Source organism: Nodosilinea sp. P-1105 (assembly GCF_012911975.1).
GTDB lineage: Bacteria > Cyanobacteriota > Cyanobacteriia > Phormidesmidales > Phormidesmidaceae > Nodosilinea.
The window spans coordinates 1-6,415 of the sequence record NZ_SMDQ01000120.1; the positions used below are offsets into that span (position 1 = coordinate 1).

Sequence of the window (6,415 nt, forward strand, 5' to 3'; positions counted from 1 at the left end):
TGCTTCCCCCGATGGCTGGTGCCGTTCTTGGAGATATCGTGAGACCCACAGGTCGGACAGGTCATCTCAATAGCCATGCGCTTGTCTCCCTGGTTATCGTGGTGGCGTAGTCTGATTTTCCTCCGTCCCGTGCATTAATGCACTACCCAATTTTTCACCTTGAACTTTGCATTTTGAATTCCGCGTAGCGGTACTAGAGCGGTGTGAAAATCGCTGACAGGAGACGGGCTAATAAAACTTTTGATCTCAACGGCAATTTTTTCTTCTCCTCGTTCAGCCGTAATGAGGCGTTCAGCCGCCAAGTCGATCTTTACTCTGACTTCTTCCCATCGCAGTTCTAGGGGATCGCTGGAAATCTGCCATTGTTCTTTTTCCAGTCCGCGCCTAACGGCATCATGGAATATATCTCTAGCACTCATACTAACCTCGTTCTCCCGGTGAGGAGTTCTTGCATTATGCCTTGTTTGATGGCTTGGGTTTTGGCGCGGCGGGTTTCTAGGGCTGAGATCGCAGCATCCATGTCGGAGAGGACTGTTGCGATCGCACTAGCAGAATTGAGTATAGTTGAGGATTTGCAGTACTTCATGGGAGTGAGAAAATCTATATGTTCATCCAAAACGACATCAACTCAAGTCCTTTATCGACTGCATTTCATGAGGCTGGTCATGTTTTGATACATGAAATTTTCGATTGGCCATACATTGATGTATCAGTTACAGAGGCAGGTAAAGAGGGTGTCAACTACTCTTATCCCGATCCAAAACCGAACTCACCCGACACAGACAAGCTCATTTATGCCTGTGTTTGCTGTGCTGGTGCCGTAGCAGAGGACAAGTTCAAGTTTGGTCATGATGCACCGAAAGAGAATTTAGGTGCAAGTTTGATTGCAGGATATGGATATTTTGGTTCTGATGCGACAAAATTTCAAGAACTGCGGCTCCCAGCAGGAACTTTAGAAAATATTCTAGAAATCACTGCCGACATAGTCTTAGAAAACTGGGAAGCTGTTTCAAATATTGCCCAAATCATTAACGAGCAAAAACATGTCTGTTCTGAGGACATCCACAAACTTTTGAATGAGACGAGTTTTAGGAAAGATACGGAACAATACCTTCAAAGGCTTATTGATGTACTGAAATCTTTTGGGGGCTAAAAAATCATCAAAATTAATACAACTGATAGCTCCCTCATTTGCCTACAATAAAATTCCGAAGTTGGTCTTATGACAAGGACTCATACCAGCCGTGTTCTCCCGGTGAGGAGTTCTTGCATCATGCCTTGTTTGATGGCTTGGGTTTTGGCGCGGCGGGTTTCTAGGGCTGCGATCGCAGCATCCATGTCGGAGAGGACAGTTGCGATCGCACGTTGTTCTTCTACATCTTCAGGCAATTTAATTGAAAAGTTCTCCATCTCGCCCTTTGTGACGTGGGCCATCGTTGAACCATTTGAGCCTTTTTTAATGTTTTCTGTTAGCTCGACTAATTTGTAGTAATAAAAGATCTTGTCAATTCTCTCGGAATCGCAATCAATTTTCCAGATATGATAATGGTAAATTGCTTTCTCGCCCTTCCAGATACATGGACCAAATGAAGCAGACCACATAAAAATTAGATCTCCATAATCCATGTACTGATGTTCAGGGAGATTAAGATTTGAGTAATAATATTCTTCTCCTGAACCAGTTAGATTCTGAAGCCGAACAACAGGAATTCCATTAGTCTCCCATTCTGTCCGTTGATAAGCTCTACCGTTAATGTAAGAACACACCTCTTTCTGTTGTCTTGTAGACCATTTCCCCTCACCAAACCCCGGCAGGCGTTTTTTGCCGGTGAGGAGTTGCTGCATGGTGGCGGTTTTGAGGTGGCGCTGCTTGGCGATGAGCTTATCTAGGGCGGCAATCAGGGCATCTACGTCGGATAGGGTAGTTGCGATCGCATTTTGCTCTCGAAGAGGCGGAAGGAGAACTGTGAGTTCCTTAAAGTAAGGCAACCCAATGGTCTTAATTGTGTTACCAATAGCAATTCGCTCAAATTCAGGCTTCCTAGTTTGCAACCAAAAATATAGAAAGTGATTATTTAGTTCTGAACTACACTGCCAAGCCATGAAATGCTGGCTTACAGCCATGTCATCTCCCATAATTGCGCTTTTGCCAACTCCAGCATCACGCGATAAAACAACTGTTCCTGCTGGATGGATTACAGCAGAGGAATTTGCAATGCCTAGAGCAGATGTTTCGTCGGCTGTATCGTTGATGTAGAGATTGTCTAGGCCGTCTGAATCCTTAAGTGATATCCATTTAATCCCGCCATTCCAGTATTCCGGGCGCTTTTTGTCTGGAGTATGACCACTACCACGTTTAGTTACCAAATCCAAAAGGACAATATTCCAATCCTCAGGAATCACCCCAGCCTCAGTCTGCTTATACCCCTCTGGCAATTGATAATTATTAATTGATAATTGATAATTACTCATCCTCACCCGCCATCGCTAAAACGTCTGCATAAAGCTGACTGCTGACCCGAAATCCAGCCTCATTGATTAAGTCATCCATGATTGGACGAATCGCCCCAACTAAGCCACGCCGTTTTGCCACTAATAGAATGCCCAGTAATCCTGTAATAGAAAGCCCTAAGCGGCTTGCTTCTCGCCGTCCTAAGCGCTCATCAATCAGTAGCTCATCAGCCTTGAGTTCCAACGCCAAGGCAATCGCTTCCGACTCGCCGCGATCAAGATTTTGATCAGCTTGTAAGGTCTCGACTAGGGCCAAATTCTTCGGCTGCTGTACCTCAACCCAATCCAAGGCCAAAACTTCAGTAATCCGTGGATCATCTTGCCCACCTCGTCTCAGTTCGTTAGCCACCGCAACTGGGATAATTACCTCATCATAAATTTGCTCTAGCAGTGACAGATAACCTGCGATCGCCAGTCCACTCAGCGGTGACGTATCGCTCACAACAATCACAGCCATCCCTTCTCCGTGAGATGTTCTACATCTTCTTGAAATTCAGCTACATCGTAATGGACACAAATGCCGCGATCGGCAATCAACCGCTGAAACCAAATTTGGGACATATCCAACAACTCCGCCGCTTTTCCCAGGCTGAGCTTTTCCTGCTGAAACAGCAGCAAAACAATTTCAAGGAATAACTCATCTTCCTTGAGTCCACTGGCTTTCAACAACTCATCAGATATGACCAGACTCATCTTGACCTCTCCCTTCTAAAGCTATGAACTACTCGTTGAATCTAACAATCGCTAGTACATTGCGCGTCCACCCCAGGCGGGCCGTTGCCTCCAGATAATAGCGGCGGGCTGCTTCCTCCTTCACCCGCTGCATAATCAGGATGTTGTGCCCCCAGGGAATTTCTGAAACAAGCTGTTTCAGAAATTCAGGCCCACTGGCATAGGTTTCATAAAACTGCTTGATAAACCAAAGGTTTCGGGGCGAGAAACCTGTCATCTCAGGAAACTCAGCCTTGAGGTCAGCCGAAAGCTGCTCTACCACCGCTTTACCCCAGCCCAAAGCCTCCTGTCGCTCCACAATCAACTGTCCCAGCGTCCAATACAGCCCAATCAGCGATCGATTGACAGCCCGCGCAGCCCCAATCCGGCTTTGCACCACTTGGCTTTTAACCGCCTGCAAAAACTCCTGATATGCTCTGTCTGAAGCTGGTTGAATGGTTCCCATGAATTGCCCTGTTTCGCTTCCCTCAACAGTTTCGTCGATTGGTCAGATGCCTTCTGACCAATTGAAACGTGAGGCCACAGCACTACTCCACCCTTATCTCAAAAATGTGCGACGTAACGATTAACGTCCCAATGTCAGTCGTTGCAACCATGTTACTCTCCAGATTTTATTACAGCCCCTCAAACGGATTTACAATTCTGGTGACTCCATCAATCACTTGTCCGTGCTGCATATCCTCCGAGTAGAGTAGAGCGCAGTTCATTTCCATGGCACTGGCCAGCATCAGGCAATCCCAATAGGAAAAACGGTACCTTAGCCTGAGTTGATAAGCTGATCGGAGCGTGTTGAGCTGCACCACTGCCACATTTGAAAACGCAATGATTTGCTCCACATTGTCTTGAATGAGATTGTCTGAAACCTTGTTCTTTAGCATCACACTGTAATATTCATTCAAAACCTGAGTGCTACAAATCACGGTCGGCAAATTTTCTAGCAGGGCCAGCGCCGCTTCACACTTAGGATTACTCTCCTCATACAAATGGGCATACACAAAAACATTTGTATCGACGAAAGCGTTATCACTCATACAGCTCATCCCGAGGAGGAATGATAATTTTATCCACCGGAATACGATGGGCAAATACCTTGCGAGGGGGAGTGTTCTCCACTTCTATCGACATCACATCTTGCTGCATTACTCCCCTGATCTGCTGCAAGAGCTGATCTACCCGCTCTGCAGGCAAGTTATCCGCAACCCGAATCACAATTTGCATGGCTTCAATCCCCCGTGCAGCATTAGCTCCATACTAGCCCCATCTTTTTCAAGTGCTCCTCCACCCGGCTCGACAGCGCCTCCACCGTCTGCACCAGTTCCGGCAGCGGTTCCGCATAGCGTTCTTCTAAGTCCTTGACCCGGTTCGCCAGCTGCTGCGTCACCCGCTCAATCTCCGCCGCCACGGCCCCCTTCAGCGTGGCCTGCCACTTGTCTTCCACCACCAGGGTTTTCACCTCCGCTTCGCTGAGCTGCGGGTACTGGCCAAACACCACCTTAGCCAAAATCCGCGACACCTCCGCCGGGGTATAGAACTGGCCCTTGCTCTTGCCCGACTCTGTGGCAAAGTGGCGCATCAGATATTCATAGGCATCCCCCAGCAGGTCATCGCCATCGGCCCGGTTGGCCCGCAAATCGAGGCCCTCAAAAATGCCCACCAGGGTCGCCGGCATATTTGTCGGAGACGTACTTCATGAACAGCAGAGTCAGCACATAGTTCTTGTACTGACTGGCATCCATGCCGCCGCGCAGTTCGTCGCAGCTGGCCCACAGGGAGCTATAGAGTTCGGTCTTTTTGACAGCCATTCAGGATTGAGTTGAGACAGGGTAGTTGGGGGTGAGACGCGGGCTGCGTCGGAAACCAGGATACCCGGCGAAAGTAGCTTTTTGCTATGCTGCTACGGCTCTCCTGCCGCCACGCCATTGTGTCCGATAGTCAGGGCACCTGCCGGGTCAAATCAAATAGGCCACCGTGACGCCAGTGCCGCCGTCGGCTTGATCAGCGGATTCAAACCGCTGCACCTGGGGATGCCGTTGCAGGTACTCCTGCACCCCCCGCCGTAATTTCCCAGTACCATGACCATGGATAATCCAGAGGGCGCTGCCCCCCTGGGCGATCGCCGATTCCACCTCAGATTCTGCTTCTGCCACTCGCATACCTCGCAGGTCAATCGTGTTGGCTGTGGTGCGCACCGCTGGGGCTGGCGGGCCAGCCTGGGCCGGGGGCACGCTATCTTGGGGCTTGGGTTTAGTTGGCATGTCTGCCTTTTCACCCCGCAGAGACTCAATTTCCGCCAGGGTGACGGTGGTTTTCATCAGTCCAAACCGCACCGTCAGCTTGCCGTCGTCATCGGCGGCTGTGAGCACCTCAGCGGTTTGGCCCAGGCTGGGCAGGCGGACGCGATCGCCCACCTGGGGCTTGAAGCCAGGTGGGGGTTTGGCGGCTGGGGCCGATGGCGCTGGCAGGTTGGCCTGGGCAATGGCATCGATGGCGGCGGTGGCCTGTTGGGCGTCTTGGGCGGTGGGTTCCCCCTGCTGCAGGCGGCGGATGACTTTAGCGATGTCCTGCTTGGCGGCGGCGATCGCCTGCTGGATGGCGGTATCTTGCTGCGATCGCAGAGCCTGTTCCCGTTCCCGCAGCATTTCTGCTTTACGGCGCACCTCGTTGTGCAGTTTCTCAGTTTGGGCCAGCAGGGCCGCCGCCTCGTTAGATTTGCTTTCCTGTTGTTTGCGCTGGGCTTCCAGGCCTGCAATCACCTGGTTGACATCCGCTTCAGACCCCATCGCCATCAATTCAGCCGCCTGGTCGACCACCGTTGGGTTCAGCCCCAGACGGCGGGCAATGGCCAGGGCATTCGATCGGCCTGGGATGCCCCACAGCAGCCGATAGGTGGGAGACAGACTGGCCTCGTCAAACTCCACAGAGGCATTTTCAAACCGGGAGTCTTGGTACTTGAGGGCTTTAAGCTCCCCATAGTGGGTGGTGGCCACCGTCAGACGGGCCCTATCTGCCAGGTGCTGTAGCAGGGCCATAGCCAGGGCGGTGCCTTCGCTGGGGTCGGTGCCCGCGCCGACTTCGTCCAGGAGGACTAGGGCGTTGGTGGGGAGTGGGGAGGTGGGGAGGTGGGGAGATGGGGAGGTGAGGGAGTGGGGGAGTGGGGGAGTGGGGGAGTGGG

Annotated in this window: 8 protein-coding genes and 3 pseudogenes; 1 reads left to right on the forward strand and 10 read right to left on the reverse strand. The window is 51.0% G+C overall.

The annotated features are described in order from the left end of the window. Positions 1 to 194: 194 nt before the first annotated feature. Together E1H13_RS25860 and E1H13_RS28190 are read right to left on the reverse strand one after the other, a co-directional pair. Positions 195 to 419: pseudogene (locus tag E1H13_RS25860) on the reverse strand (element excision factor XisH family protein); the annotation flags it as partial. After that, a pseudogene (locus E1H13_RS28190) lies at positions 416 to 547 on the reverse strand (restriction endonuclease subunit S); the annotation flags it as partial. The pseudogenes E1H13_RS28190 and E1H13_RS25860, both read right to left, overlap by 4 nt. Before the next feature lie 57 nt (positions 548 to 604). On the opposite strand from E1H13_RS28190, the gene E1H13_RS25865 reads away from it, so the two are divergent. After that, entirely contained in the window at positions 605 to 1,153 is a 549-nt protein-coding gene (locus tag E1H13_RS25865) for a hypothetical protein (protein ID WP_169617847.1), read from the forward strand. Positions 1,154 to 1,233: 80 nt separating this feature from the next. On the opposite strand, the gene E1H13_RS25870 is transcribed toward E1H13_RS25865, so the two are convergent. The 8 genes and pseudogenes from E1H13_RS25870 to E1H13_RS25905 all read right to left on the reverse strand — a co-directional run. Continuing rightward, complete coding sequence (locus E1H13_RS25870) at positions 1,234 to 2,472, reverse strand: restriction endonuclease subunit S (protein WP_169617848.1); 1,239 nt, start codon at positions 2,470 to 2,472, stop codon at positions 1,234 to 1,236. Beyond that, positions 2,465 to 2,962, reverse strand: a complete 498-nt coding sequence (locus tag E1H13_RS25875; RefSeq protein ID WP_169617852.1) for a DUF3368 domain-containing protein — start codon at positions 2,960 to 2,962, stop codon at positions 2,465 to 2,467. Before E1H13_RS25875 ends, E1H13_RS25870 begins: the two co-directional genes overlap by 8 nt. Further along, positions 2,959 to 3,204 carry a UPF0175 family protein gene (locus E1H13_RS25880; protein ID WP_169617849.1) on the reverse strand — a complete coding sequence of 82 codons (246 nt, stop codon included), beginning with the start codon at positions 3,202 to 3,204 and terminating at the stop codon, positions 2,959 to 2,961. The genes E1H13_RS25875 and E1H13_RS25880 overlap by 4 nt, the downstream gene beginning before the upstream one ends. A 28-nt stretch (positions 3,205 to 3,232) precedes the next feature. Further along, on the reverse strand, positions 3,233 to 3,688 hold the full coding sequence (locus E1H13_RS25885) for a DUF1016 N-terminal domain-containing protein (RefSeq protein ID WP_240966867.1): 456 nt from the start codon (positions 3,686 to 3,688) through the stop codon (positions 3,233 to 3,235). 169 nt (positions 3,689 to 3,857) lie between these two features. Next, positions 3,858 to 4,274: a PIN domain-containing protein gene (locus E1H13_RS25890; RefSeq protein WP_169617850.1), complete on the reverse strand. Its 417-nt coding sequence runs from the start codon at positions 4,272 to 4,274 to the stop codon at positions 3,858 to 3,860. Then, positions 4,267 to 4,461, reverse strand: a complete 195-nt coding sequence (locus E1H13_RS25895; RefSeq protein WP_169617851.1) for a hypothetical protein — start codon at positions 4,459 to 4,461, stop codon at positions 4,267 to 4,269. The genes E1H13_RS25890 and E1H13_RS25895 overlap by 8 nt, the downstream gene beginning before the upstream one ends. A 268-nt stretch (positions 4,462 to 4,729) precedes the next feature. Then, positions 4,730 to 5,045: pseudogene (locus E1H13_RS28195) on the reverse strand (N-6 DNA methylase); the annotation flags it as partial. Between the two features lie 147 nt (positions 5,046 to 5,192). After that, a partial coding sequence (locus tag E1H13_RS25905; RefSeq protein ID WP_206071102.1) for a Smr/MutS family protein occupies positions 5,193 to 6,415 on the reverse strand: 1,223 nt, incomplete at its 5' end.